Origin of the sequence: Pseudomonas sp. D8002, from assembly GCF_013385695.1 — a bacterium.
Lineage (GTDB): Bacteria > Pseudomonadota > Gammaproteobacteria > Pseudomonadales > Pseudomonadaceae > Aquipseudomonas.
The window spans coordinates 1-25,012 of the sequence record NZ_JACAPM010000004.1; the positions used below are offsets into that span (position 1 = coordinate 1).

19 protein-coding genes and 2 pseudogenes are annotated in these 25,012 nt (G+C 61.6%); 20 read left to right on the top strand and 1 reads right to left on the bottom strand.

Going from position 1 to position 25,012, the window contains the following annotated elements:
* The 20 genes and pseudogenes from HX807_RS01385 to HX807_RS01480 all read left to right on the top strand — a co-directional run.
* On the top strand, window positions 1-137 hold a 137-nt coding region (locus HX807_RS01385), incomplete at its 5' end, for a hypothetical protein (protein ID WP_177008282.1).
* Window positions 138-279: 142 nt separating this feature from the next.
* Complete coding sequence (locus HX807_RS01390) at window positions 280-1,719, top strand: cytosine permease (RefSeq protein ID WP_087692903.1); 1,440 nt, start codon at window positions 280-282, stop codon at window positions 1,717-1,719.
* Window positions 1,706-1,853: pseudogene (locus tag HX807_RS01395) on the top strand (histidine ABC transporter substrate-binding protein); the annotation flags it as partial. The gene HX807_RS01390 and the pseudogene HX807_RS01395, both read left to right, overlap by 14 nt.
* A gap of 71 nt (window positions 1,854-1,924) precedes the next feature.
* On the top strand, window positions 1,925-2,776 hold the full coding sequence (locus tag HX807_RS01400) for a proline/glycine betaine ABC transporter permease (protein ID WP_003209260.1): 852 nt from the start codon (window positions 1,925-1,927) through the stop codon (window positions 2,774-2,776).
* Window positions 2,773-3,597 (top strand): glycine betaine/L-proline ABC transporter ATP-binding protein, encoded by an 825-nt coding sequence (locus HX807_RS01405; RefSeq protein ID WP_008430269.1) that lies wholly within the window; start codon window positions 2,773-2,775, stop codon window positions 3,595-3,597. The genes HX807_RS01400 and HX807_RS01405 overlap by 4 nt, the downstream gene beginning before the upstream one ends.
* A 146-nt stretch (window positions 3,598-3,743) precedes the next feature.
* The gene (hutH, locus tag HX807_RS01410; protein ID WP_003209264.1) at window positions 3,744-5,267 is read left to right on the top strand and encodes a histidine ammonia-lyase; all 1,524 of its coding nucleotides are present in this window, start codon (window positions 3,744-3,746) and stop codon (window positions 5,265-5,267) included.
* Between the two features lie 114 nt (window positions 5,268-5,381).
* Window positions 5,382-6,920, top strand: coding sequence for a histidine ammonia-lyase (hutH, locus tag HX807_RS01415; protein WP_085984627.1), 1,539 nt, complete (start codon window positions 5,382-5,384; stop codon window positions 6,918-6,920).
* A 182-nt stretch (window positions 6,921-7,102) separates the two neighbouring features.
* Window positions 7,103-8,512, top strand: coding sequence for an amino acid permease (locus tag HX807_RS01420; protein WP_003209267.1), 1,410 nt, complete (start codon window positions 7,103-7,105; stop codon window positions 8,510-8,512).
* A 16-nt stretch (window positions 8,513-8,528) separates the two neighbouring features.
* Entirely contained in the window at window positions 8,529-9,734 is a 1,206-nt protein-coding gene (gene hutI, locus HX807_RS01425) for an imidazolonepropionase (RefSeq protein WP_177049083.1), read from the top strand.
* A gap of 11 nt (window positions 9,735-9,745) precedes the next feature.
* On the top strand, window positions 9,746-10,546 hold the full coding sequence (gene hutG / locus HX807_RS01430; RefSeq protein ID WP_087692905.1) for an N-formylglutamate deformylase: 801 nt from the start codon (window positions 9,746-9,748) through the stop codon (window positions 10,544-10,546).
* 259 nt (window positions 10,547-10,805) lie between these two features.
* Window positions 10,806-11,753 (top strand): choline ABC transporter substrate-binding protein, encoded by a 948-nt coding sequence (locus HX807_RS01435; protein ID WP_008439284.1) that lies wholly within the window; start codon window positions 10,806-10,808, stop codon window positions 11,751-11,753.
* A 154-nt stretch (window positions 11,754-11,907) separates the two neighbouring features.
* Entirely contained in the window at window positions 11,908-12,843 is a 936-nt protein-coding gene (locus HX807_RS01440; protein WP_177028685.1) for an alpha/beta hydrolase, read from the top strand.
* 103 nt (window positions 12,844-12,946) lie between these two features.
* Window positions 12,947-13,918, top strand: coding sequence for a prolyl aminopeptidase (gene pip, locus HX807_RS01445; protein ID WP_008439282.1), 972 nt, complete (start codon window positions 12,947-12,949; stop codon window positions 13,916-13,918).
* The gene (dtd, locus tag HX807_RS01450) at window positions 13,915-14,352 is read left to right on the top strand and encodes a D-aminoacyl-tRNA deacylase (protein WP_087692908.1); all 438 of its coding nucleotides are present in this window, start codon (window positions 13,915-13,917) and stop codon (window positions 14,350-14,352) included. Before pip ends, dtd begins: the two co-directional genes overlap by 4 nt.
* A 267-nt stretch (window positions 14,353-14,619) precedes the next feature.
* A complete protein-coding gene (locus HX807_RS01455; protein WP_008439280.1) occupies window positions 14,620-16,371 on the top strand; it encodes a glucan biosynthesis protein G in 1,752 nt (583 codons plus the stop codon).
* Window positions 16,364-18,939 (top strand): annotated as a pseudogene (mdoH, locus tag HX807_RS01460) (glucans biosynthesis glucosyltransferase MdoH); the annotation flags it as partial. The gene HX807_RS01455 and the pseudogene mdoH, both read left to right, overlap by 8 nt.
* 237 nt (window positions 18,940-19,176) lie before the next feature.
* Complete coding sequence (locus HX807_RS01465; RefSeq protein ID WP_177049084.1) at window positions 19,177-19,980, top strand: transporter substrate-binding domain-containing protein; 804 nt, start codon at window positions 19,177-19,179, stop codon at window positions 19,978-19,980.
* Window positions 19,981-20,199: 219 nt separating this feature from the next.
* Window positions 20,200-20,997 carry a transporter substrate-binding domain-containing protein gene (locus HX807_RS01470; protein ID WP_003209284.1) on the top strand — a complete coding sequence of 266 codons (798 nt, stop codon included), beginning with the start codon at window positions 20,200-20,202 and terminating at the stop codon, window positions 20,995-20,997.
* A 143-nt stretch (window positions 20,998-21,140) separates the two neighbouring features.
* Window positions 21,141-22,100, top strand: coding sequence for an amino acid ABC transporter permease (locus HX807_RS01475; RefSeq protein WP_003209286.1), 960 nt, complete (start codon window positions 21,141-21,143; stop codon window positions 22,098-22,100).
* Entirely contained in the window at window positions 22,093-22,827 is a 735-nt protein-coding gene (locus HX807_RS01480; protein WP_087692909.1) for an amino acid ABC transporter ATP-binding protein, read from the top strand. The genes HX807_RS01475 and HX807_RS01480 overlap by 8 nt, the downstream gene beginning before the upstream one ends.
* Before the next feature lie 126 nt (window positions 22,828-22,953).
* On the opposite strand, the gene HX807_RS01485 is transcribed toward HX807_RS01480, so the two are convergent.
* The gene (locus HX807_RS01485; RefSeq protein ID WP_177049085.1) at window positions 22,954-24,861 is read right to left on the bottom strand and encodes a methyl-accepting chemotaxis protein; all 1,908 of its coding nucleotides are present in this window, start codon (window positions 24,859-24,861) and stop codon (window positions 22,954-22,956) included.
* Between the last annotated feature and the right edge of the window lie 151 nt (window positions 24,862-25,012).

A 25,012-nucleotide genomic window follows, 5' to 3' on the forward strand; every position in this document is an offset into this window, starting at 1 on the left:
ACGAAGCCGCCGAGCGTATCGCGCGCGTGCTGCACAACGACCCGGCGACCGGCGTGATGCGTCATGCGGATGCGGGCTACCAGATCGCCATCGACTGCGCCAAGGAGCAGGGCCTCAATCTCCCGATGATCAAATAACTAATGTGGGAGCGGGCTTGCTCGCGAATGCGGTGTATCAGTCACTGAAGTCGTTAGCTGACCCATCGCTTTCGCGAGCAAGCCCGCTCCCACATGTGATCTGCGTTTCACCCAAAAACAATCCATCAGAGGTTGAACATAAATGGCAGTAAAAGACGCTCGTGCAAGCACCACCCCGTTGATCGAAAGGCGTTCGATCGACTACATCCCGGAAGCGGAAAGACACGGCCGTCTATTGAGTCAGTTCACCCTGTGGTTGGGTGCCAACCTGCAAATCACTGCGATCGTCACCGGGGCCCTGGCCGTGGTGCTGGGCGGTGATGTGTTCTGGTCGTTGATCGGTCTGTTGATCGGTCAACTGCTGGGCGGTGGCGTCATGGCCCTGCATGCGGCGCAAGGCCCGCAACTGGGCTTGCCGCAGATGATCTCCAGCCGCGTGCAGTTCGGCGTGTATGGCGCGGTGATTCCACTGGTGCTGGTGTGCCTGATGTACATCGGTTTTTCCGCCAGCGGCTCATTGCTGGCGGGGCAGGCGGTGGCGCAGTTGCTTCACGTTGAAGACTGGGTCGGCATCGTATTGTTCGCGGGGCTGATCATGGTGTTTACGATCTTCGGCTACCGGGTGATCCACGGCATCGGTCGCATCGCCAGCGTGCTGGGGGTGGTTGCCTTCGTGTACCTGTTCTACAGGCTGCTGGCCGGTAACGACATCGGTGCGTTGCTGGGCAACAAGCATTTTTCCCTCAGCAGTTTCCTGCTGGCGATTTCTCTCTCGGCGTCCTGGCAGATTGCGTTCGGCCCGTATGTGGCGGACTACTCGCGCTACTTGCCGCGCAGCACGCAGGCCTCGAAAACCTTCTGGGCCGTGGGCCTCGGTTCGGTGATCGGCGCGCAGGCTTCGATGGTGTTCGGTGTGTTTGCGGCAGCCCTGGCAGGCTCGCAATTCGCTCACCACGAAGTGTCGTTTATCGTCGGCCTGGGCGGCACCGGGATCGTCGCGGCGCTGCTGTATTTCAGCATCGCCTTCGGCAAGGTCACCGTCACCACCCTCAACGCCTACGGCAGCTTCATGTCGATCGCGACAATCATCAGTGGTTTCCGTGGCAGCCGGCATATCGGCAGTGGCACGCGGCTGTTGTACATCTTCGTGATGGTGTCGATTGCCGCCGCGCTGGCGTTGCTGGGCAAGGACTCGTTCCTCAAGGATTTCTCCGCGTTCATCCTGTTCCTGCTGGCGTTTTTCACGCCCTGGAGTGCGATCAACCTGGTGGACTTCTACTGCATCACCAAAGAGCGCTATGACATCCCGGCCCTGTCCAACCCCAATGGTCGCTACGGTCGCTGGAACCTGATGGGCATCAGCATCTACGTGTTCGGCGTGCTGATTCAAATGCCGTTCATCTCGACGCATTTCTACACCGGCCCACTGGTCGCGAGCCTGGGCGACACCGATATCTCGTGGATCATCGGGCTGGTGGTGCCGGCGGCGTTGTACTACTGGGCTGCGAAAAAATGGCACAGCCCGATTCCTGAGCGCCTCGTGCTGCCCGATGTGCAGGGCGCCGCTGCTCAACCTGCTTAACCAGAACCCGGTACGCATGACAAACAGCGAATTGAAACAGCAAAACTGGCGAAAACTTTCCTCAAGGGACATCCTGAACTCTGGCACGCATGGTGAGCGACAACGCAGCCAAGAAAATCGACGCGGCCTTGTAGGTTGAGCGTTTCCGGTTGCCGCCACAGGCAACCGGGCGCCCGGCCACAATCCACTGGATCGAGAGCACACTATGTTTCCTGAGAGTTTTACGTTTTCCATCGCCGACTGGGTCAACAGTTGGGTCGATGCGCTGGTGACCAACTACGGCGATGTGTTCCGGCACATCTCCGATACGTTGCTGTGGGCCATCGTTAACCTGGAAGGTTTGCTGCGCGCAGCGCCCTGGTGGTTGATGTTGCTGATTGTCGGCGGTATTGCCTGGCATGCCACTCGCAAGTGGTTCACCACCGTCGTGATCGTCGGCCTGCTGTTTCTGGTGGGCGCGGTCGGGCTGTGGGACAAACTGATGCAAACCCTGGCGCTGATGATGGTGGCCACGGTGATTTCGGTGCTGATCGGCATTCCCCTGGGGATTCTGTCGGCCCGCAGCAACCGCCTGCGGTCGGTGCTGATGCCGCTGCTGGACATCATGCAGACCATGCCCAGCTTCGTGTACCTGATCCCGGTGTTGATGCTGTTCGGCCTGGGCAAGGTCCCGGCGATTTTCGCCACGGTGATCTACGCCGCACCGCCGCTGATTCGTCTCACCGACCTGGGCATTCGCCAGGTGGACGGTGAAGTCATGGAAGCGATCAACGCCTTCGGTGCCAACCGCTGGCAGCAACTGTTCGGCGTGCAACTGCCGCTGGCCCTGCCGAGCATCATGGCCGGGATCAACCAGACCACCATGATGGCCCTGTCGATGGTGGTGATCGCCTCGATGATCGGCGCCCGTGGCCTGGGTGAAGATGTACTGGTGGGCATCCAGACCCTCAACGTTGGACGCGGCCTTGAAGCCGGTCTGGCGATCGTGATTCTTGCCGTGGTCATCGACCGCATTACGCAAGCCTATGGTCGTCCACGGCATGAGGCGAGCAAATGACTACTGTCAGCAAAATTGAAGTCAAAAACGTATTCAAGATTTTCGGCAACCGCTCCAAGGATGCACTGGCGTTGATTGGCCAGGGCAAGACCAAGGACGAGGTGCTGGCCGAGACTGGTTGCGTGGTGGGTGTGAACGACCTGTCCCTGAGCGTCGACACCGGTGAAATCTTCGTGATCATGGGGCTGTCGGGTTCCGGCAAGTCGACCCTGGTGCGTCACTTCAACCGGCTGATCGACCCTACCAGCGGTGCGATCCTGGTGGACGGTGAAGACATCCTGCAACTGGACATGGAAGCCTTGCGCCAATTCCGCCGGCACAAGATCAGCATGGTGTTCCAGAGCTTTGGCCTGCTGCCTCACAAGAGTGTGCTGGACAACGTTGCCTACGGCCTGAAAGTGCGTGGCGAAACCAGGCAAGTGTGCGCCGAGCGTGCGCTGCACTGGATCGAAACCGTGGGCCTCAAGGGCTATGAAAACAAATACCCGCATCAACTTTCCGGCGGCATGCGTCAGCGTGTAGGCCTGGCCCGGGCGCTGGCGGCCGACACTGACATCATCCTGATGGACGAGGCGTTCAGTGCGCTCGACCCGCTTATCCGTGCCGAGATGCAAGACCAGTTATTGGAGCTGCAAAAGACCCTGCACAAGACGATCGTGTTCATTACCCACGACCTCGATGAGGCGGTGCGCATCGGCAACCGCATTGCGATCCTCAAGGACGGCAAGCTGATCCAGGTCGGCACGCCCCGCGAGATTTTGCATTCACCGGCGGATGAGTACGTGAACCGGTTTGTCCAGCGGCGGGTGGCGGTGGTTTGATCCGATATTTGTGGTGAGTTGGCTGAGGCTATCGCAGGCAAGCCAGCTCCCACATTTGGAATGCGTTTCCCCTGTGGAAGCTGGCTCGCTTGCGATGAGGCCAGTGAAGCTGCACAACAATTGCGAATTTCATGAAGAGGTCAACGATGTCCCAGGCTGAAAAAATCATCATCGCCGACGCCCCGATGCGTTGGCAGGACGTGGTCGCCGTGGCTCGCCACGGTGCGATCCTCGAACTCTCGGGCCAGGCCTGGGCTCGCATCGACAATGCACAGGCCATCGTCCAGCGCATCGTCACCAGCGGCGAGCGCGCCTACGGCATCAACACCGGCCTGGGTGCCTTGTGCAACGTGTCGCTCAAGGACGAACAACTGAGCCGGCTGTCGCGCAATACCCTGCTCAGCCATGCCTGCGGCGTCGGTGCGCCACTGAGTGTGGAGCAAACCCGCGCGATCATTTGTGCGGCGATCATTAACTACAGCCACGGCAAATCCGGCTTGCATCCGCAGGTGGTGCATTCGCTGCTGGGGCTGCTCAACCATGGCATCACGCCGCAAGTGCCGTCCCAGGGGTCCGTGGGTTACCTGACCCACATGGCGCACATTGGCGTCGCCTTGCTCGGCGTCGGCGACGTCAGCTATCGGGGCCGTATCGTTCCCGCACACCAGGCGCTGGCTGAAGAAGGTTTGCAGCCGGTAGTGCTTGGCGCCAAGGACGGGCTGTGCCTGGTCAACGGCACGCCGTGCATGACCGGCCTCAGCAGCCTGGCCCTGGCCGATGCGCACCGCCTGCTGCAATGGGCCGACGTGATCGGTGCCATGAGCTTCGAAGGCCAGCGCGGCCAGATCGACGCCTTCGACGAAGAAATCATCGCGCTCAAGCCGCACCCGGGCATGCAGCAAGTGGGCATCAACCTGCGCGCGTTGCTGGACGGCAGCGAAGTGATCGCCAGCAGCAAAGGCATTCGTACCCAGGACGCCCTGAGCATCCGTTCGATTCCCCAGGTGCACGGCGCGGCCCGCGACCAACTGGAACACGCCACCCGGCAGATCGAAACCGAACTCAACGGTGCCACCGATAACCCGCTGGTGCTCGGCACTCCAGACAACTACCGCGTGGTGTCCCAGGCCAATCCCCACGGGCAGTCCGTGGCCCTGGCGGCAGACATGCTGGCCATCGCCATGGCCGAAATCGGCTCCATCGCCGAGCGTCGCCTGGACCGTCTGATCAACCCGCACGTCAGTGGTTTGCCGGCGTTCCTGGTGAGCAACCCCGGGGTCAACTCCGGGATGATGATCGTGCAGTACGTCGCCGCCTCGCTGTGCGGGCAAAACCGCCAGTTGGCGCAACCGGCGGTGCTCGACAACTTCGTCACCTCGGGCCTGCAGGAAGACCACCTGAGCATGGGCACCAACGCCGCGCTGAAGCTGTATTCGGTGCTGGAAAACGTCACCCAGATCCTCGCCATCGAGTACTTGCTGGCGGCCCAGGCGTTCGAGTTCCTCCAGGAGCAACGCTTCGGCGCCGGCACCGATGCCGCCTGGCGTTTGCTGCGCGAACACGTCCCGGCCTACGACCAGGACCGCTGGCTGGCGCCAGACATCGCAGCCACCGCCGCGTTGCTCAAGGACGCCGATTTACTGCAACGCACGCTACCGAATTTGCACTGACCTTTTCCCAACAATAACCAGCGTGCCAAGCCGACTGATCCTCTAAAAGAGCACAGCGGCGGATAACGGAAGCATCCGGAGCGACTGGTAGTTAACAACACTCTCAAAAGGAGCATGAATGTGACTGCGCTAAACCTGATTCCAGGCCAACTGAGCCTTGCCCAACTGCGGGCCATCTACCAGCAGCCGGTAACCCTCAGTCTGGATGACAGCGCCTCGGCCCAGATCGAAGCCAGTGTCGCCTGTGTGGAGCAGATTCTCGCCGAGAACCGCACCGCCTACGGCATCAACACCGGTTTCGGCCTGCTGGCCTCGACCCGCATTGCCAGCGAAGACCTGGAAAACCTCCAGCGTTCCCTGGTGCTGTCCCACGCCGCCGGCGTCGGTGAGCCCATCAGCGATGCGCTGGTACGGCTGGTCATGGTGCTCAAGGTCAACAGCCTGAGCCGGGGCTTTTCCGGGATTCGCCGGCAGGTCATCGACGCGCTGATCGCCCTGATCAATGCCGAGGTCTACCCGCACATTCCACTGAAAGGTTCGGTGGGCGCCTCCGGTGACTTGGCACCATTGGCCCACATGTCGCTGGTGCTGCTGGGCGAAGGCAAGGCCCGCTACAAAGGCGAATGGCTGGAAGCTACCGAAGCGCTGAAAGTTGCCGGCCTGACGCCGCTGACCCTGGCGGCCAAGGAAGGCCTGGCGCTGCTCAACGGCACCCAGGTTTCCACCGCTTATGCATTGCGTGGGCTGTTCGAGGGCGAAGATCTGTTCGCCGGTGCCCTGGCCTGTGGCGCCCTGACGGTGGAAGCCGTGCTGGGTTCGCGCTCGCCGTTCGACGCACGCATTCACGCTGCCCGGGGCCAACGCGGCCAGATCGACTCTGCGGCCGCGTATCGCGCCCTGCTGGGTGAAAGCAGCGAAGTGTCGCAATCCCACGAGAACTGCGACAAGGTCCAGGACCCGTACTCCCTGCGTTGCCAGCCACAAGTCATGGGCGCCTGCCTGACCCAGTTCCGCCAGGCGGCCGAAGTGCTGGTGGTGGAAGCCAACGCCGTGTCGGATAACCCGCTGGTGTTTGCGGCTGAAGGTGACGTGATTTCCGGTGGCAACTTCCACGCCGAACCGGTGGCCATGGCGGCGGACAACATGGCGCTGGCCATCGCGGAAATCGGCTCCCTGAGCGAGCGTCGCATCTCGTTGATGATGGACAAGCACATGTCGCAACTGCCGCCATTCCTGGTGGGCAATGGCGGTGTGAACTCCGGCTTTATGATCGCCCAGGTGACGGCGGCGGCATTGGCCAGCGAGAACAAGGCACTGGCGCATCCCCATAGCGTCGACAGCCTGCCGACGTCAGCCAACCAGGAAGACCACGTGTCGATGGCCCCGGCGGCGGGCAAGCGCCTGTGGGAAATGGCCGAGAACACCCGCGGTGTGCTGGCGGTGGAATGGTTGGCGGCTTGCCAGGGCCTGGACCTGCGCAATGGCTTGAAGACTTCGCCGGCGCTGGAAAAGGCGCGTGGGATCCTGCGCAGCAAAGTCGCGTTTTATGAGAAGGACCGCTTCTTTGCGCCGGACATCAATGCCGCCAGTGAGCTGCTGGCAACGCGTTGCCTGAACGAGCTGGTGCCGGCGAAGTTGTTGCCGAGCTTGTAAGAGCGACACCGATCCAGTGTGGGAGCTGTCGAGCCCCGGCGAGGCTGCGATGGCGCCGGAACAGGCAACACTTTCGTAGCCTGACCCACCGCTATCGCAGCCTCGCTGGGGCTCGACAGCTCCCACATTTGATCTTCTACAGATTCGAATTTTCTCAGGATAAAAATAATTAAGGACGAGAAATGCACCAGCAAGAAAAGACGTTAAAACGCGGGCTCTCCGCCCGACATATTCGCTTCATGGCCCTCGGTTCCGCGATCGGTACCGGGCTGTTCTACGGCTCTGCCTCCGCCATCCAGATGGCCGGCCCGGCCGTGCTCCTGGCCTACCTGATCGGTGGCGCCGCGGTGTTCATGGTCATGCGCGCCCTCGGCGAAATGGCCGTGCATAACCCGGTGTCCGGCTCCTTCGGCCAGTACGCCAGTACCTACCTGGGCCCGATGGCCGGCTTTATCCTCGGCTGGACCTACGCCTTTGAAATGATCATCGTCTGCCTCGCCGACGTCACCGCCTTCGGCATCTACATGGGCTTCTGGTTTCCCGAAGTCGCGCGCTGGGTCTGGGTGCTGGGCATCGTGTTGCTGATCGGCGGCCTGAACCTGTGCAACGTCAAAGTCTTTGGCGAAATGGAGTTCTGGCTGTCGCTGCTCAAGGTCGGTGCCATTGTCGCAATGATCCTCGGCGGCTTCGGCATCATGCTGTTCGGCATTCACTCGGCGGGCGAAGCACCCGCTACCGGCCTCAGCAACCTGTGGGCTCACGGTGGCTTCATGCCGAACGGCGTGGGTGGCTTGATCGCGTCCTTCGCGGTGGTGATGTTTGCGTTTGGCGGCATCGAAATCATCGGCATCACCGCCGGCGAAGCCAAGGACCCGCAGCGGGTGATCCCCAAGGCAATCAACGCCGTGCCGTTGCGTATCCTGCTGTTCTACGTGCTGACGTTGTTTGTGCTGATGGCGATCTACCCGTGGCCGCAGATCGGCAGCCAGGGCAGCCCGTTCGTGCAGATCTTCAGCAACCTGGGGATAGGCTCGGCGGCGACCATCCTTAACATTGTGGTGATCTCGGCCGCCGTCTCGGCCATCAACAGCGACATCTTCGGCGCCGGTCGCATGATGTATGGCCTGGCCCAGCAAGGGCAGGCGCCCAAGGGCTTTGCCCAACTGTCGAGCCAGGGCGTGCCGTGGATGACCGTAGTGGTGATGGGCGCCGCGTTGCTCGGCGGTGTGGTGCTCAATTACCTGATCCCGGAAAACGTGTTCCTGGTCATCGCCTCGATTGCGACCTTCGCCACGGTGTGGGTATGGCTGATGATCCTGGTCACCCAGGTGGCCATGCGTCGCTCGATGACCAGGGAACAGATTGCCGAGCTGAAATTCCCGGTGCCGTTCTGGCCCTACGCGCCAGCGGCCGCCATCGTGTTCATGCTGTTCATCTTCGGCGTGCTGGGTTACTTCCCGGACACCCAGGCCGCTCTTATGGTCGGCGCCGTGTGGATCGTCTTGCTGATCGTCGCCTATCTGCTGTGGGTCAAGCCCGCCGCCGGGCAAACGGCCAAGGTCCACTACGACCCGGCTTTGTCTCATCGATAACCTAATGGAGGCGTTGATGAAAACGCTTTGGCAACACTGCCACGTTGCAACCATGGCCCAGGGCAACTACTCGATCATCGAGGACGCCGCCATTGTTACCTCGGGCACGCTCATCGAGTGGATCGGCCCGCGCGCCGATCTGCCGGATGCGAGCTACGCAACCACCCATGACCTGCAAGGGGCGTGGGTCACGCCCGGGCTGATCGACTGCCACACCCACACGGTGTTCGGCGGCAATCGCAGCGGCGAGTTCGAGCAGCGGCTGCAAGGCGTGAGCTACGCCGAGATCGCAGCGGCCGGTGGCGGTATTGCCAGCACCGTGCGCGCCACGCGTGCGGCGAGCGAAGATGAACTGTTTGCCAGCGGCCACAAGCGCCTGCGCAGTTTGCTGCGCGACGGTGTAACCACCGTCGAGATCAAGTCCGGCTACGGCCTGGACCTGGCCAGCGAGCGCAAGATTTTGCGGGTGATCCGTCGCCTCGGCGCCGAGTTGCCGGTCAGTGTGCGCAGCACCTGCCTGGCGGCGCATGCGTTGCCGCCGGAGTACGTGGACCGGGCCGATGCCTACATCGATCACATCTGCACCGAAATGCTCCCGGCGCTGGCAGCGGAAGGCCTGGTGGACGCGGTCGACGCCTTCTGTGAGTACCTGGCGTTCTCACCGGAGCAGGTGGAGCGCGTGTTCATCGCCGCCCGGAAACTTGGCTTGCCGGTAAAACTGCACGCCGAACAGTTGTCGTCCCTGCATGGCTCCAGCCTGGCGGCGCGTTACCAGGCGCTGTCGGCGGACCACCTGGAATTCATGACCGAGGAAGACGCCATCGCCATGGCCGCTTCCGGCACCGTCGCGGTGCTGCTGCCGGGCGCGTTCTACTTCCTGCGGGAAACCCAGTTGCCGCCGATGGATGCCCTGCGCAAGCACGGCGTGAAGATCGCGATCGCCAGCGACCTCAACCCGGGCACCTCGCCGGCGTTGTCGGTGCGCTTGATGCTGAACATGGCCTGCACCCTGTTCCGCATGACCCCGGAAGAAGCCCTGGCCGGCGCCACGCAACACGCGGCCACCGCCCTGGGCCTGGGCAACAGCCATGGCTCGCTGGAAGTGGGCAAGGTCGCGGATTTTGTCGCCTGGCAGATTGATCGTCCCGCCGACCTGGCCTACTGGCTGGGTGGCGAGCTGGATAAACGCGTCGTGCGCCACGGCGTCGAAGTCACCGTTTAAGGAGTACCGCTGTGGATAAGGTTCTGAACTTCAAACAAGGCCGTGTGCCGCTGCTGATCAGCATGCCCCACGCGGGGCTGCGCCTGACGCCGGCGGTGCAAGCCGGGCTGATCCCCGAGGCGCAAAGCCTGCCGGACACCGACTGGCACATTCCCACGCTGTATGACTTCGCCGAAGCGCTGGGCGCCAGCACTCTGGCGGCGGAGTATTCGCGCTTTGTCATCGACCTGAACCGGCCTTCAGACGACAAGCCGCTGTACGTTGGCGCAACCACCGGCCTGTACCCGGCGACACTGTTTGACGGTGTGCCGCTGTTCCGCGAAGGCCTGGAACCGTCCAAGGCCGAGCGCGCCACGTACCTGGAGCAGGTGTGGACGCCGTATCACCGCACCCTGCAAAACGAACTGGCCCGGCTCAAGGCCGAGTTCGGTTATGCGCTGCTGTTTGATGCGCACTCGATCCGCTCGGTGATCCCGCACCTGTTCGAAGGCAAGCTGCCGGACTTCAACCTCGGCACCTTCAACGGCGCGGCCTGCGATCCGCAGCTGGCCAGCGAACTGGAAGCCATCTGTGCCGGCCACCCGCAGTACAGCCATGTGCTCAACGGGCGCTTCAAGGGCGGGCACATCACCCGTCACTACGGCAACCCGGCCGAGAACATCCACGCCGTGCAGCTGGAGTTGGGGCAGTGCACCTACATGGAAGAGTTTGAGCCCTTCCGTTATCGCGCCGACCTGGCCGAGCCGACGCGGGTGGTGTTGAAGGAACTGCTGGAAGGGTTCCTGGCGTGGGGCAAGCGGCATTACTCCTGAGTGGCGTCGCTGCTGAGATAGCCTTCGCGAGCAAGCCCGCTCCCACATTCGACCGTGTTTCTTCAGGAGGAACACGGTCGAATGTGGGAGCGGGCTTGCTCGCGAAGAGGCCCTCAACAGCAACACACCTCCCAAGTCGTCTGTGTGCAAATCCCTGTCGCCACAGGGCGCTTTGATCGAGGTCTCGCTGGGTAAGGTGTTGGGCACGGCGCGTCAGTCGCCACTCCCACAATAAAAACTGCCGAGTGAGACCGCATCGATGAAAAGACTGTTCAACCGTTGCCTGTTGATTCTCACCGGCGCCGCACTCTTGAGCGCCAACGCGATGGCTGCCGACCCGGCCTCGTGCAAGGTCGTGCGCATGGGCGTGGTCAGCTGGACCGACGTGATCGCCACCAGCGGCATGGCCGATGTGCTGCTCAATGGCCTGGGCTATGACAGCAAGCAAACCAGCGCCGTGCAGCAAATCATCTTTGCCGGCATCCGCGACAAACGCCTGGATATCTTCCTCGGCTACTGGAAACCGGCGATGGACAACAACATCGCGCCATTCCTCGCGGCCAAGCAGGTCAAGGTGTTCGACAAGCCGAGCCTGTCCGACGCCCAGGCGACGCTGGCGGTGCCGCAGTACGTTGCCGACGCCGGCTTGAAAACCTTTGCCGACATTGCCCGCTTCAAGGACAAGCTGGGCGGCAAAATCTATGGCATCGAGCCGGGCAGCGGTGCCAATACCGATATCCAGAAAATGATCGACAGCAACCGCTTTGGCCTCGGCGGCTTCAAGCTGGTGGCGTCCGGCGAGGCAGGCATGCTGGCGGCGGTGCAGCGGGCAGTGAATCGCAAGGAGTTCGTGGTGTTTGTCGGCTGGACCCCGCACCCGATGAACATCAACATGAAAATGGCGTACCTGACCGGCAGTGAAGATGTGTTCGGTGCCAACGAAGGCATGGCCACGGTCTCCACGGTGACGGCGCCGGATTACGCCGAGCGTTGCCCCAACGTGACCCGCCTGCTGGAAAACCTGACCTACACCGCGGCCCAGGAAAGCCAGTTGATGGTGCCGATCATGGACCGCAAGACGCCGCAGGATGTGGCCAGACAGTGGCTGCGCGACAATCCCGAGGACTTGCAGCGCTGGCTGGCGGGCGTGACGACCCTGGATGGCAAGGACGGCGTGGCGGCGGTGCAGGCCAGCCTCAAGCCCTGAGCAAATGAAGATCAAAATGTGGGAGCGGGCTTGCTCGCGAATGCGGTGGGTCAGCCACACAAGTATTGACTGATAGACCGCATTCGCGAGCAAGCCCGCTCCCACATTGCATTCGTGGCGGCTGTTAAATCCTTATCTTCAGGACGATCCTTCGATGTCCCATTACCCGATTTCCGCGCAGATGTGCGCATTCGTCGAAAAAACCGAATCCTTCACCAGCGACGACACATCGCTGGCCGGATTGCGCCGAGGCTACGACCGCATGTGCCAGGCGTTCACCCCGGCGCGGCCCGAAGGGTTACAGGTGTCAGACGTTTCCCTGGGTGGCGTGGGCGTACGCATTTATCAACCGGCGACGCCAACCCCTGATAGCGGCTGGCCATGCATCCTTTATATGCACGGTGGCGGCTGGGTGGTCGGCGGCCTGGATTCCCATGACTTCATGTGTGCTGAACTGGCCGACTCACTGCAAGTGTTGGTCATCGCCATCGATTACCGCCTGGCACCCGAACACCCGTTTCCGGCCGCCTTTGAGGATTGCCGTGCGGTCTGGCAGGCGATCCAGGTGGGCGAAGCGCCCCAGCCGATCAACCTTCAGCGTCTGGTGGTGGCGGGTGACAGCGCCGGCGGTAACCTGGCGGCGGCCCTGTGCCTGGGCCTGCGGGATGACCATCAGCCGCAGCCCCTGGCGCAAGTCCTGATCTACCCCGGCCTGGGCGGCCCCGCCGACCTGCCGTCCCGCCGCGATTGCGTCGACGCGCCGCTGCTCAGTACCGCCGACACCGAGTGCTACCTCGCCCTTTACCTGCGTGGGCCGGACAAGCCGTCGCCCTACGCCATGCCATTGCTGGCCGTGGATTTCAGCGGGTTGCCGCAGGCTTTGATCGCTGTCGCCCAGTTCGACCCGTTGCGGGACGACGGCATGCTCTACGCCGAACGCCTGCAAGGCGCCGGGGTGGCGGCCACGCTGTATCCCGGCAAAGGCCTGGTTCACGGCTGCCTGCGGGCCCGGGGCCAGGTGTTGGAGGTCGACCGGCTGTACGTTTATCTGCTGGACTACCTGCGTGGTGTTCTGCTGACACAGGTCTAGGTCCACGAGGACATGCTCATTGCACAATTCGGGTTTATGATGCCAGACGGCAAAATAATAGACGTCCCCCCAGGGATGAACTCGACCCCTTACGGAGCGCGCAATGCAGACTTTGTACCCGCAGATCAAACCCTACGCCCGGCACGATCTGGCCGTCGATGAAACCCACGTCCTGTACGTCGACGAAAGCGGTTCCCCGGAAGGCTTGCCCGTTGTGTTCATCCATGGCGGCCCCGGCGCCGGGTGTGATGCCAATAGCCGCTGCTATTTCGATCCCAATCTGTACCGAATTGTTACTTTTGATCAGCGTGGCTGCGGGCGCTCCACCCCACGGGCCAGCCTGGAAAACAACACCACCTGGGACCTGGTGGCCGACCTTGAGCGGATTCGCGAACACCTGGGCATCGAAAAATGGGTGCTGTTCGGCGGTTCCTGGGGCTCGACCCTGGCCCTGGCCTACGCGCAAACCCACCCGGAGCGTGTGCACGGCCTGATCGTGCGGGGCATTTTCCTGGCCCGCCCCCAGGACATTCAGTGGTTCTACCAGGCTGGCGCCAGCCGGCTGTTCCCCGATTACTGGCAGGACTACCTGGCGCCTATCCCGGCGGAGGAGCGGCACGACCTGCTCAGCGCCTACCACAAGCGCCTGACCGGCAACGACCAGATCGCCCAGATGCACGCCGCCAAGGCCTGGTCCACGTGGGAAGGGCGCATGTTGGGCCTGTGCCCGAACCCGCAATTGATCGAGCGTTTCTCCGAACCCCAGCGCGCCCTGTCGATTGCCCGTATCGAATGCCATTACTTCACCAATAACTCGTTCCTTGAACCTGACCAACTGATCCGCGACATGCACAAGATCGCCCACCTGCCTGGCGTAATCGTGCATGGCCGCTACGATATGATCTGCCCGCTGGACAATGCCTGGGAGCTGCATCAGGCCTGGCCCAACAGTGAGCTGCAGATCATCCGCGAGGCCGGCCATGCGGCTTCCGAACCCGGAATTACCGATGCGCTGGTGCGTGCGGCGAGTGAAATGGCACGGCGCCTGCTTGATTTGCCGCCTGAAGAAGCATGAAGGGGCTTTTGCAACGGGTGCGCGGCGCCCGGGTCGAGGTAGAGGGGCAGGTGGTCGGGGCGATAGACCAGGGTTTGCTGGTGCTGGTGGCTGTCGAGCCTTCGGATACGCAAGCCAGCGCCGACAAGCTGCTGCATAAGCTGCTTAACTATCGGGTGTTCAGCGACGACGAGGGCAAGATGAACCTGTCCTTGAAAGACATTGGCGGCGGTTTGCTGCTGGTGTCGCAGTTCACCCTGGCGGCAGACACCAAGAGTGGGCTGAGGCCGAGCTTCTCCACGGCGGCACCGCCGGCGTTGGGCGAGGCGCTTTTCGACTATCTGCTGTTACAAGCGCAACAATTGCATGGCACGGTAGCGGCAGGGCGTTTTGGCGCTGATATGCAGGTGCATTTGGTCAATGATGGGCCGGTCACCTTCCTGTTACAGACGTGAATGTACTGAAAACGACTTGTGATGCCCAAAAAACCGGGTTTTCGCTACAAATACTTCGCTGACCCTGATGCGTTGTCACGCGGGCTACTAGATAATCGCGCGCTACGGGGATCAGCGTTAATTGGTCCATTTTTGACTTAGGTAGAGACTTGTCCGATAGCCATTGGGGAATCATTTAGCCCCATGGGAGTCGGAACAATGCTCGCCAACCTGGCATATAGATAGCTGGCCGTTGGTTTTTTGATCTGTTTTCGGCGAGGGTTGCTCGTGATTGTTAGTCCCTGTAATGCACCAAAATTGTCTGCCAAACGGTTACGAAACGTACTGGTGACGGGCTCTGCCCTGTTTTGCCTGTTCGGCGCGGGTCAACTGTGGGCATTCAGTCTGGATGATGTGTCGGCCAAGGCAAAAGAGCTGGCCGGGCAGAAGTACGAAGCTCCGCGCAGCAATTTGCCGAACGAATTCCGCGAAATGAAATTCGCTGATTACCAGAAAATTCGTTTCCGCAACGAAAAAGCCGAGTGGGCCGATCAGAACACCCCGTTCAAGCTGTCCTTCTACCACCAGGGTATGCATTTCGATACACCGGTGAAAATCAACGAAGTCACCGCCGACAGCGTTCAGGAAATCAAGTACGACCCGTCCCGCTTCGATTTCGGCGACGTCAAGTTTGATCCCAAATCCACCGAACAGCTGGGTTATGCCGGTTTTCGTGTGCTGTACCCGATCAACAAGGGTGACAAGCAAGACGAAATCATGACCATGCTCGGCGCCAGCTATTTCCGCGTCGTGGGCAAGGACCAGGTCTACGGCCTGTCTGCCCGCGGCATGGCGATCGACACTGCGTTGCCGTCCGGCGAAGAATTCCCGCGTTTCACCGAGTTCTGGATCGAGCGTCCAAAACCGGGTGAGAAACAGCTGGTGATCTACGCCCTGCTGGATTCGCCGCGGGCCACCGGCGCTTATCGCCTGATCCTGCGCCCGGGTACCGACACCATCGTCGACGTCAAATCCCAGATGTACCTGCGTGACAAGGTCACCAAGCTGGGCATCGCCCCGCTGACCAGCATGTTCCTGTTCGGCGCCAACCAGCCGTCCAAGGTCCTCAACTACCGTCGCGAGCTGCACGATTCCAGCGGCCTGTCGATCCATGCCGGCAACGGCGAGTGGATCTGGCGCCCACTGAACAACCCCAAACACCTGTCGGTCAGCAACTTCACCGTGGAAAACCCGCGTGGTTTCGGCCTGCTGCAACGCGGCCGCAACTTCAGCCACTACGAAGACCTCGACGACAACTACGACAAGCGCCCAAGCGCCTGGATCGAGCCTGAAGGCGATTGGGGCAAGGGCTCCGTCGACCTGGTAGAGATTCCGACCGCCGATGAAACCAACGACAACATCGTTGCGTTCTGGAGCCCGGAAACACTGCCTGAGCCAGGCAAGCCGCTGGACGTTGCCTACCGCCTGCACTGGACATTGCAAGACGCCGAGTTCCATTCGCCAGAAAGCGCTTGGGTCAAGCAGACCCTGCGTTCCACCGGCGACGTCAAGCAATCCAACCTGATCCGTCAGCCAGACGGCAGCGTGGCTTACCTGGTGGACTTCGAGGGCCCGTCCCTGAAGAAACTGCCAGCTGACGCACCGGTTCGCAGTCAGGTCAGCGTGGGCGACAACGCCGAAATCGTTGAAAACAGCGTGCGCTACAACCCGCACACCCAAGGCTGGCGCCTGACCCTGCGCATGAAGATCAAGGACGCAGGCAAGCCGACTGAAATGCGTGCTGCTCTGGTTCAGGACATCGTGCAGCCGGAACCGGAGAAGGTTTCGACCCAAGTGTTGAAAGCCGACAAAGTACTGGCTAAACAGCACGAGAAAGCGGCCAAGAAAGACGCCAAGGACAAGGACGCCAAGCAGCCGGAAGCGGCTGCCCCAGCCACACCACTCCCTACCCAGGATCAGGCCAAGACAGAGCAAGTCCTGACCGAAACCTGGAGCTATCAGTTGCCTGCCGATGAGTAATTCTCAAGTCCAGCCAGAGACTCTTGCCGAGTACCTGGCGCATCTACCGATGACCGATGAGCAGCGCGCCGAACTGGCGGGCTGCGAGTCCTTCAGTGAATTGCACAAGCGCCTGTCATCGTCCACGTTCGACGCGCCTGCCGACGCTGCCCAGGCATCGGTAGGCGCCCGGCTGACCCTCAACACTGCCGAAGAGCTGCAAGACGCCGAAATGCTGGTGCTCGACGCCAGCGGCCGGGTTTGCCTCAAGGCCACGCCGCCGATCCGTCGGACCAAGGTCGTGCCTGAGCCGTGGCGCACCAATATCCTGGTGCGTGGCTGGCGCCGCCTGACCGGCCGCACGAATCCACCGGCCCCGCCGAAGGATGAGCGCGTACTGCCGGCCGCCCGCTGGCGCACCGTCGGTTCGATCCGTCGCTATATCCTGCTGGTGCTGATGCTCGGCCAGACGATCGTTGCCGGCTGGTACATGAAAGGCATCATGCCGTACCAGGGCTGGTCCTTCGTCGACTTTGACGAGATCCGCAACCAGACCCTGCTGCAAACCGCGACCCAGGTACTGCCTTACGCCCTGCAAACCAGCATCCTCGTGCTGTTCGGGATTCTGTTCTGCTGGGTCTCGGCCGGTTTCTGGACCGCGCTGATGGGCTTCCTGGAACTGCTGACCGGTCACGATAAATACCGTATCTCCGGTAAAAGTGCCGGTGACGAGCCGATTCCGAAAGACGCCCGCACCGCCCTGGTCATGCCGATCTGCAACGAAGACGTGCCCCGGGTATTTGCCGGCCTGCGCGCGACGTTCGAATCGGTGGCTGCCACCGGTGACCTGGACCGTTTCGACTTCTTCGTCCTCAGCGACAGCAACGAGGCCGACATCTGCATCGCCGAGCAGCAAGCCTGGCTCGACGTGTGCCGCGAAGCCGGTGGCTTCGGCAAGATCTTCTATCGCCGTCGTCGCCGTCGCGTCAAACGCAAGAGCGGCAACCTCGACGACTTCTGCCGTCGCTGGGGCGGTGACTACAAGTACATGGTGGTGCTCGACGCCGACAGCGTGATGAGCGGCGAATGCCTGACCAGCCTGGTGCGTCTGATGGAAGCCACGCCGGATGCCGGGATTATCCAGACCGCGCCACGTGCGTCGGGCATGGATACCCTGTATGCGCGCATGCAGCAGTTCGCGACCCGGGTGTACGGCCCGCTGTTTACCGCCGGCCTGCACTTCTGGCAGCTGGGTGAATCCCACTACTGGGGTCACAATGCGATCATCCGCATGAAGCCGTTTATCGAGCACTGCGCCCTGGCGCCGTTGCCGGGTAAAGGTGCGTTTGCCGGTGCGATTCTTTCCCACGACTTCGTTGAAGCTGCGCTGATGCGCCGCGCCGGCTGGGGCGTGTGGATTGCCTACGACTTGCCGGGCAGCTACGAAGAGCTGCCGCCGAACCTGCTGGACGAACTCAAGCGTGACCGTCGCTGGTGCCACGGTAACCTGATGAACTTCCGCCTGTTCCTGGTAAAAGGCATGCACCCGGTGCACCGTGCGGTGTTCCTCACCGGCGTGATGTCGTACCTGTCGGCGCCGTTGTGGTTCTTCTTCCTGGTGCTGTCCACGGCCTTGCTGGCGGTCAACACACTGATGGAGCCGCAATACTTCATGGCGCCGCGCCAGTTGTATCCGTTGTGGCCACAATGGCATCCGGACAAGGCGGTGGCGCTGTTCTCCACTACCATCGTGCTGCTGTTCCTGCCTAAATTGCTGAGCATCATCCTGATCTGGGCCAAGGGCGCGAAAGAGTTCGGCGGCAAGTTCAAGGTGACCCTGTCGATGCTGCTGGAGATGCTGTTCTCCATGTTGCTGGCGCCGGTGCGGATGATTTTCCACACCCGTTTCGTACTGGCCGCGTTCCTCGGCTGGGCGGCGACCTGGAACTCGCCACAGCGTGACGACGACTCCACGCCATGGAGCGAGGCAGTCAAGCGCCACGGTCCGCAGACCCTGCTCGGCTTCTTCTGGGCGCTGCTGGTGGTGTGGTTGAACCCAAGCTTCCTGTGGTGGCTGGTGCCGATCGTCGGTTCGCTGATGCTGTCGATTCCGGTGTCGGTGATTTCCAGCCGGGTCAAACTGGGCCTCAAGTCTCGCGACGAGAGCCTGTTCCTGATCCCCGAGGAATACAATCCGCCCCAGGCGCTGTTGTCGACCGACAAGTACACCCACGAAAACCGTTGGCATGCGCTCAATGACGGTTTTGTGCGGGCGGTGGTCGATCCGCAGCAGAACGCCCTGGCGTGCGCCTTGGCAACTTCCCGTCACGGGCAGGCGGAGCCGATTGAATGGCTGCGTGTTGACCGGGTTCGCCACGCGTTGAAAGTCGGCCCGGCCGGCCTCAACAACGGTGAACGCCTGGCCTTGCTCAGCGACCCGGTCGCCCTGGCACGCTTGCACGAGCAGGTCTGGAGCGAAGGCCACGCCGAGTGGCTGAGCGCCTGGCGCGAATCGGTCAAGGCCGATCCGCATGCGCCATTGCTGCCATTGAAGCCGCTGTCGTCCCAGGCTCAACCGGCCTGATTCCGACGCCCCCGAGGTGCCACCTCGGGGGCGTTTGCGATAACCGTCCTACGTTGTTTTTCCCTTCTGCTGCATCGCGCTAACTCCTTGTTATTTCGAAACAAAAGACCCTTCTCCGAGGCATATTGCCGTGCCTGCGAGTGGGTTAGCATCGCCCCCCAAATCTGACTCGAAGCCTGCGGCTTACGCGAACTTGCGCGTGGCCGGGTGTGGGAGTGTTTAATGGAACAGGGGCTTTTTTCATGATCAAAAGGTATTTGTCGATGCTGCTGCTCGGCATCGTCACATTTTCCCACGGTTACCTGGCGCATGCCGGAGCCATAGATGAGGCCGTTCGGCGGGGTGTGTTGAAAGTCGGCACCAATCCGGCCTACGTGCCCTTTGAGATGACCGACAAGAAAGGCCGGATCGTCGGGTTTGAAATTGACCTGCTCCGGGAGATGAGCAAGGGGCTGGGGGTCAAGCTGGAGCTGGTTTCGGTACCGTATATCGACCTGATTCCCGGCCTGCTGGCCAGCCGGTTCGACCTGATCGGCAGCGGCATGACTGTCACGCAGGAGCGCAACCTGACCCTCAATTTCAGCGACTCGTTCATCATCGTCGGCCAGACCGTGCTGCTGAACCCTCGGTTGGCCGACAAGGTCCAGAGCATCGAGGACTTGAACGAGGCCGGTTACCGGATCGTGGCCGCCGAAGGCACCACAGGCGAGGCGGCGGCGAAAAGGTTTCTCGGCACTGCACGGCTGCGCAGTTTTCCAACACCTGAAGAAGGCGTGCGCCAGGTGGTGGAGGGCAAGGCCGATGCGTTTATCCATGATGCGCCGTATAACCTGATCGCCATTACCAAGCCCCAGAACAGTGCGCTGTTGGCGCTGGAGCAACCCTTCACCTACGAGCCCCTGGCGTTCGGCTTGAAAAAGGGCGATTACGACAGCCTCAACTGGATCAATCATTTCCTCAACCAGGTGGCCCAGGACGGCACCTACGATCGGCTGCATGACAAGTGGTTCAAGGACTCGGGCTGGATGGCGGAAGTGGACTGGTAGTCATAACTGCTTACACATCAAGCAATTGGCTGGGCCGTGGGTCGAGGTGTCTAGCCATGCCTTTCTCTGCACGGTTGTGGGGCTTTTCTGTCATACCTTGGCAACAAATCCCGGCGAAACCTTTGTACCCGGCGGTGAGTGAGTTAGGATCGCACCCCGAAATGGTGCAGCCCTTTTGCGCGCCGACCTCACAAGAAAATGAGTTCAGGGGACTTGATGATGAAAAAGTATCTTTCGATGCTGCTGCTGGGCGTCACCGCACTGGTGGCGGTCAACGCGGCACATGCCGGCGCCATCGATGATGCGGTCAAGCGCGGTACGCTGAAAGTCGGCATGGACCCGACCTACATGCCGTTCCAGATGACCAACAAACGCGGTGAAATCATCGGCTTTGAAGTCGACATCCTCAAAGCCATGGCCAAGTCGATGGGCGTGAAGTTCGAGCCGATTTCCACCGGTTACGACGGCATCATCCCGGCCCTGTTGACCGACAAGTTCGACATGATCGGCAGCGGCATGACCCTGACCCAGGAACGCAACCTGCGCCTGAACTTCAGCGAACCGTTCATCGTGGTCGGCCAGACCCTGCTGATCCGCAAGGAGCTGGAGGGCACCATCAAGTCCTACAAAGACCTGAATGACGAGAAATACCGCCTGACCTCCAAGCTCGGCACCACCGGCGAGATGGTGGCCAAGAAGCTGATCTCCAAAGCCAAGTACCACGGCTATGACAACGAGCAGGAAGCTGTTCTGGACGTGGTCAACGGCAAGGCTGACGCCTTCGTCTATGACGCCCCGTACAACGTGGTGGCCGTGAACAAGGTCGGCGCCGGCAAACTGGTGTTCCTTGATCAGCCGTTCACCTTTGAACCCCTGGCGTTCGGCCTGAAGAAGGGCGACTACGACAGCATCAACTTCATCAACAACTTCCTGCACCAGATCCGCAACGACGGCACCTACGATCGCATCCATGACAAGTGGTTCAAGAGTTCTGAGTGGCTCAAGGACATGGAATAAAAGCTGACCTGCATTGATCGTTCCCACGCTCCGCGTGGGAATGCAGCCCGTGACGCTCTGCGTCACAAAGCGGACGCTGAGCGTCCAGTGAGGCATTCCCACGCAGAGCGTGGGAACGATCTCGACATATCCCGGAACCCGTAATGAAACAGAAAAAAGCCCAATGGCCCTGGCACCTGCTGACGGTGCTGGTGCTGGTCGGCCTGGCCGGCGCGTTGTATTACGCCACCTCGCTGATGTCCTACGAATGGCGCTGGAACCGCGTGCCGCAGTACTTCGTCTACCAGGCCGAAGAATCCCAGCGTGCGTCGGACATTTCCACCGTCAGCGAGCTGGTGCGCAAGGGCGATGTGGCTGACGTCACCCTGCGTAATGACGAGGGCAACGAACAGCACCTGACCGTGGCCGAGAACAGTCTGCAAGTGGCCAAGGGCGATGACGTGGCCGAGGGCGATGTGGTCGGCGTCACCCGGCATTGGGCTGCGGGCCCTCTGCTGTGGGGCTTGTGGACTACGTTGTGGCTATCGGTGGTGTCCGGGGTGCTGGGACTGTTGATCGGCCTGGCGACCGGATTGTGTCGCCTGTCGAACAACCCGACCTTGCGCGATCTGTCGACGATCTACGTCGAACTGGTACGCGGTACGCCACTATTGGTGCAGATCTTCATTTTCTATTTCTTTATCGGCACGGTGCTCAACCTGTCCCGGGAATTCGCCGGGATCGCCGCGCTGTCACTGTTTACCGGCGCGTATGTGGCGGAAATCATCCGTGCCGGCGTGCAGTCGATTGCCCGGGGCCAGAATGAAGCGGCACGTTCCCTGGGGCTCAGTGCTGGCCAGTCGATGCGCCATGTGGTGTTGCCGCAAGCCTTCAAGCGCGTGCTGCCGCCCCTGGCCGGGCAATTTATCAGCCTGGTGAAGGACACGTCCCTGGTGTCGGTGATCGCGATTACCGAGCTGCTCAAAAGCGGCCGCGAGGTCATCACCACCTCGTTCTCGCCGTTCGAAATCCTGTTCTGCGTCGCAGGCCTGTACCTGCTGATCAACCTGCCGCTGTCGAAAATCGCCAGCCGGCTTGAGCGGAGGCTCGCGCAAAGTGATTGAAGTCCGCGATCTGGTAAAAGTCTTCGACACCCGTGGCCACGTCGTGCGCGCGGTGGATAACGTGACCACGCAGGTGGCCAGGGGTGAAGTGCTGGTGGTGATCGGCCCGTCCGGTTCCGGCAAGTCGACGTTCCTGCGCTGCCTTAACGGCCTGGAGGAATTCGATTCCGGCTCGGTAAGCATCGACGGCCTGCAACTGGCAGACCCGAAGACCGACGTGAACGCCTACCGCCGTGAAGTCGGCATGGTGTTCCAGCACTTCAACCTGTTCCCCCACATGACCGTGCTGGAAAACCTCTGCCTGGCGCAAAAAGTCGTGCGCAAGCGCGGCAAGAAAGAGCGCGAGGCCAAGGCCCTGGCGCTCCTGGAGAAAGTCGGCATTGCCCAGAAAGCCCACGAGTTCCCGTCGCGGCTTTCCGGTGGCCAGCAGCAGCGCGTCGCGATTGCCCGTGCGCTGGCGATGGAGCCCAAGGTGATGCTGTTTGACGAGCCCACCTCGGCCCTGGACCCGGAAATGGTCGGCGAAGTGCTGGACGTGATGAAGACCCTGGCCCTGGAAGGCATGACCATGGTCTGCGTCACCCATGAAATGGGCTTTGCCCGGGAAGTGGCTGATCGCGTGCTGTTCTTCGATCACGGCAAACTGTTGGAGGACGCCGCCCCGGCGCAATTCTTCGATGCGCCGAAGGACCCTCGCGCCCAAGCCTTCCTGCGCCAGGTTCTATAAATGCGTGGGAATGCTTCTTGTGGCGAGGGAGCTTGCTCCCGCTGGGCTGCGTAGCGGCTCCCAAAAAAGATAGGAGCGCTGCGCACTCCAGCGGGAGCAAGCTCCCTCGCCGCAGGTTGGGTTTTTTCAGACCTTGAACTTGCCCACCCACACCTGCAAATCCGCCCCCAGGCGCGCCAGTTCGACACTGGCCGCCGCTGTGTCCTGACTCGCGGCCCAGGTCTGTTCCGATACATCCTTGACCTTCAACACGCTGCGGTTGATCTCCTCGGCGACTGCGGTTTGTTCCTCGGCGGCAGCGGCAATCTGCGGGTTCATCTCCTGAATCACGGACACGGTACGGGTGATGCCAGCCAGAGCCTCTCCTGCGCGGCGGGTCAGTTGCACGCTGTTGTCGGTGAGGCTGCGACTGTTGTCCATAATGTCCGCGACCTGCTGCGTGCCCCGGTGCAGGCCGCTGATCAACTCCTCGATTTCCTCGGCCGACTGCTGGGTGCGTTGTGCCAGGCTGCGCACTTCATCGGCGACCACGGCAAACCCCCTGCCGGCTTCGCCTGCGCGGGCCGCCTCGATCGCGGCGTTGAGGGCCAGCAAGTTGGTCTGTTCCGATACCGACTTGATCACCTCCAGCACGCTGCCGATCTTCCGGCTTTCCTGTTGCAGGCCTTGCATGGCCTGGCTTGAACGCGCCATCTCCTGAGCCAGGTGCTCGATGTGGGTAATGGCCTCAGCCACCACCTGATCGCCCTGGCCCGCCTGCCGGTCGGCCTCGGCAGCAGCCAGCGACGCTTGCTCGGCATGGCGCGCAACTTCCTGGGAGGTGGCGAGCATCTCGTTCATGGCGGTGGCCACCTGTTCGGTTTCCTGCTTCTGGCCGTCGACCCCGTCGCGGGTTTGCTCGGTGACCGCCGAGAGTTGCTCGGCGGCGCTGGCGATCTGCTGGGCGCTGTCGCCGATGCCGCTGATCAAGCCCCGCAGGTTGAGGGTCATTTGCCCGATGCTGCGCTGCAACTGCCCCAGTTCATCCTGGCGCGAGGCCTGGATGTCGTGGCTCAGGTCACCTTCGGCAATCCGGTTGGCCACGGACAGGGCCTGGCGCAGTGGTGCGACGATCTGGACGGCGATCAACCAGGCGGCCACGACACCGAGCAACAGCGCCGCTGCAGTAACGTTGAGCAGCAGGGTGCGGGCGAGGCTGGCTTCGTTGTCACGCTTGGCGGTCTGGTCCTGGCTCAGCAGGTCGCTTTCCGTGAGCAATTGATCCAGCCACTGTTCAAGCTGGTTCTGGGTGGTTTCGGCGCTGAGTTGGGCGTCCTTGAGGCGTGTCAGGTGAGTCCGAAAATCGAGCAGGACTTTTTTCAGGGCGCTGGCGTCAACCGGCAGCGCGCCTACCGCCGCCTGGGCGCCATCCAGGGCCAGTAGCGCATCACCCACGCCCTTGGCGTAGGCGTCCAATGACGCAGCGGCCCAGGCGGGGCTCTGGGCGCGGTCTTCGGCTTGTTCCAGGGCCTGGCGCAATTGTTCCACGGCATCGAGAGCCTTTTCATCGTCTTGATTGGGCAGGTTGCTCGACAGTTCAGAGAGGCTGTCACTGCTCTGGACTGAGCTGCGCTTGAGCTGTTCACGGGCGTTTTCACGTTGCTTGATCAGCCCCTCCAAGCCGCTTAAGGCGGTCTTGAAACTGGTGACGAAGCGTCGGCTTTCCTGCAGTTGTTGTTGGTTGACCGGGTCGGTAAATCGCGGGGAAAGATCCACCAGGAACTGGTCGATCTTGTCCATGTGCAGCTCTATTTTGGACAGGCTGGCCGGGTCGTTCAGGGTGCGATAGACGATGCGATCAGCGCGCAACTCTTCGCCGACGACTGCCAATTGCGAGAGCAGCGTGAGTTTTTGGGAGCGCTCGAGGGATGCGCTCAAGGCTTGCCAGCCGGTAGAGGCGATGATCAGGCTGAGGCTGAGCACCAGGCCAAAGCCCAGGGCAAGTTTGAGGCTGATGCTGATGTTTCCGAGCAGGCGGGTCAGTGGACGAAACATGGTGAACCTCCAACGAATCAAAAGGAGCGTCTCAAGCGTCCGGCCAACAATGGTCAGGGGAGTTGAAACGCTACTTTTATTCGGCGCCAGGTGTGTGATCCACGACCTGAAAAACGCGTAGGAAATTTCACATATTGTCGGAGCGGTGGCC